This is a genomic window from Vibrio sp. V43_P6S15P86 (assembly GCF_009904725.1).
Taxonomy (GTDB): domain Bacteria; phylum Pseudomonadota; class Gammaproteobacteria; order Enterobacterales; family Vibrionaceae; genus Vibrio; species Vibrio diabolicus.
Genome location: NZ_WXWT01000136.1, coordinates 1 through 3,442, shown reverse-complemented (window position 1 = coordinate 3,442; position 3,442 = coordinate 1). Strand labels below are relative to the sequence as shown.

1 protein-coding gene is annotated in these 3,442 nt (G+C 45.0%); it reads left to right on the top strand.

Annotated elements, in window-relative coordinates:
- Positions 1–584: 584 nt before the first annotated feature.
- On the top strand, positions 585–3,371 hold the full coding sequence (gene polA, locus CAG69_RS06085) for a DNA polymerase I (RefSeq protein ID WP_161443180.1): 2,787 nt from the start codon (positions 585–587) through the stop codon (positions 3,369–3,371).
- Positions 3,372–3,442: the final 71 nt, after the last annotated feature.

The window sequence follows — 3,442 nt, the reverse complement described above, 5'->3', positions numbered from 1 at the left end:
ATTATTATTAAAACTGTCTTAGGGAATGAGGAAGAGTTCACAAGGACGTTGAATGACTTATTAACAGAAGTTGATTAACAGAAGTTGATTAACTGAAAGTTGAGAAGTGATGAAACATTTTTCCGAGAACTTGCACGAATTCTTTTTGACACGACATTGCTCACATTGCTTCCAGTGTAATTTATAGCTTCTTGGTTAAGCTGCTCTATTTACAGAATTTGCTTTACCACTTCTGCTAGGCGACCCCATTCGGGTCGCTTTTTTCTTTTCTACGATTTCTATTTGACGTCACTATTCGTATTTTTTCCACACACGATGATCATTTAAGGATCGTTGCTCTTCTCGCCGTTTTATAACATAAATATTTAAAAACAATAACTTATCGTGTGTGTTTTTTGTGTTTTCTATCATTGGATAACCAGTGGATAATTTCTATAAACAGAGTTATCCACAGGGTGAGGTTGTCTTCGTGAATAAAATCGAAAAATTTACGCGACCTAGATCGAGCGAACAAGATAGATTCGGATCAGCAGTCATGGCATCCTAGGCAGATCTCTCAAGTACTGAATTGGATACAGACAATTATGGCAAGTATTCCTGAAAATCCGTTGATCCTTATCGACGGCTCTTCTTACCTATATCGCGCTTTTCACGCCTACCCGGGCACCATGAGCAATGGTGAAATTCCAACTAATGCCGTTTACGGTGTCGTGAACATGTTACGCAGCATGATGCGTCAGTTTGCGTCTGAGCGCATCGCGGTGGTTTTCGATGCGAAGGGAAAAACCTTCCGTGATGATATGTATGCAGAATACAAAGCTAATCGTCCGCCAATGCCGGATGATCTGCGTTGCCAAATTGAACCATTGCACAATGTTATTCGCGCGATGGGTTTACCACTGATCTGTGTTCCTGGTGTCGAAGCGGATGACGTCATTGGTACGTTGGCGCATCAAGCATCACAAAAGGGCATGCCTGTATTGATCAGTACTGGTGATAAAGACATGGCGCAGTTGGTGGATGATAATATTACCCTGATCAACACCATGACGAACGTCGTGATGGATCGTGAAGGTGTGGTTGAAAAGTTTGGCATTCCACCTGAGTTAATCATCGACTACCTAGCGCTGATGGGCGATAAAGTAGATAACATCCCTGGTGTGCCAGGCGTGGGTGACAAAACAGCGACCGCACTACTGCAAGGTATTGGCGGTCTGACTAAGCTGTATGAAAATCTCGATGACATTGCTGCGCTTGGCTTCCGTGGTTCTAAAACCATGGCGAAGAAGCTCATCGATAACAAAGAAAATGCCATGCTGTCGTACGAGCTCGCGACCATTAAATTGGATGTTGAACTTGAAGAAACGCCAGAATCACTGCTGAAAGCGGAACCAAATAAAGACGAACTAGTGAAGTTGTATGGTCAACTGACGTTTAAATCTTGGTTGAACGAGCTACTTGAAGGTGGTTCTGGGTCGGTAGAAGCTGTTGAGCTTGCTGGCTCTGCTCAAGTATCTTCTTCTCATGCTGAGATGGAAACTTCCGCAGTGACAATCGACCGCAGCCAATATGAAACGATTCTGGATGAAGAAACCTTCAATGCGTGGCTAGACAAACTTCAAACGGCCGAGTTGTTTGCGTTTGATACGGAAACCGACAACCTAGATTACATGCTAGCGAACCTGGTTGGTTTGTCATTCGCTGTCGATGAAGGCATTGCCGCTTATGTGCCTGTTGCACATGACTACCTAGATGCACCTGAACAGCTTGATCGTGATTGGGTTCTAGGACAGCTTAAGCCAATTCTTGAAGATGCAGCGAAAGCAAAAGTTGGTCAAAACTTAAAGTATGATGCGTCTGTATTGGCTCGTTATGACATTGAACTAAAAGGTATCAAGCACGACACGATGTTGGAATCGTACATTTACAACAGTGTCGGCGGTAAACACGATATGGACAGCTTAGCGCTGCGCTTCCTACAGCATAGTTGCATTTCTTTTGAGCAAATTGCAGGTAAAGGCAAAAATCAGCTTACGTTTAACCAAATCGAGTTGGAACAAGCATCGCCATACGCGGCAGAAGATGCGGATGTGACCCTTCGTCTGCACAATCGCTTGTTTGCGAATATCGAGCAGGATGAAAGCCTGAAGACAGTGTACGAAGAGATTGAAATGCCGTTGGTGCCAGTTCTTTCGCGCATTGAACGCACTGGGGTCTTTATCGATGAAATGAAGCTGAGTGCGCAGTCGGTCGAGATTACCGCTCGCCTTGATGAGCTTGAAAAGAAAGCGTATGAAATTGCAGAGCAAGAGTTCAACATGAACTCGCCAAAGCAATTACAAGCCATCCTATTTGAAAAAATGGGTTTACCGGTGGTGAAGAAAACGCCATCAGGTACACCATCGACGAATGAAGAAGTGCTGCAAGAGCTTGCCTTAGATTACCCACTGCCAAAATTGATTTTGGAATACCGTGGTTTGGCGAAGCTAAAGTCAACGTACACGGACAAACTGCCGAAGATGATCAACCCAACAACAGGGCGTGTGCATACTTCTTACCATCAAGCGGTAACCGCAACAGGTCGTCTATCTTCTACCGATCCGAACTTACAGAACATTCCAATTCGTAACGAAGCTGGCCGTCGTATTCGCCAAGCGTTTGTCGCACCAGCTGGCCATAAAATCTTAGCGGTCGACTACTCGCAAATCGAACTGCGCATCATGGCGCACCTTTCTGGCGACCAAGCGTTATTGGATGCCTTCCGTGATGGTAAAGACATTCACGCTGCAACTGCGGCTGAAATTATGGGTCTGGATATTGAACAAGTATCGAGCGAGCAGCGTCGCCGTGCTAAAGCCGTTAACTTCGGGCTTATCTATGGCATGAGTGCATTTGGTTTGGCGAAGCAGCTTGGTATCCCTCGCGGCGAAGCACAAGCCTACATGGATAAATACTTTGAGCGTTACCCTGGCGTTATGCAGTACATGGAAGACACGCGCAGCACGGCTGCAGATAAGGGCTATGTTGAAACGATTTTTGGTCGACGTTTGCATTTACCAGAAATCAAATCGCGCAACGGGATGCGTCGTAAAGCTGCTGAACGTGCGGCAATCAACGCACCAATGCAAGGTACGGCTGCGGACATCATTAAGAAAGCGATGCTGTTGGTTGATCAGTGGATTCAGGAAGAAGGCAATGGCCGTGTGAAGTTGTTAATGCAAGTACACGATGAATTGGTCTTTGAAGTTGAAGAGTCATCATTGTCCGAAATTGAAAGTAAAGTACAGAAATTGATGGAATCTGCAGCAGAGCTAAAAGTACCATTGGTTGCAGAAGCAGGGCACGGTGATAACTGGGATCAAGCTCATTAGTCACTTTTAGACCAAAATAACCAATTAATTATGAGCCAGCGCACAAACTCTGGCTTTTTTTTGCGATTAAA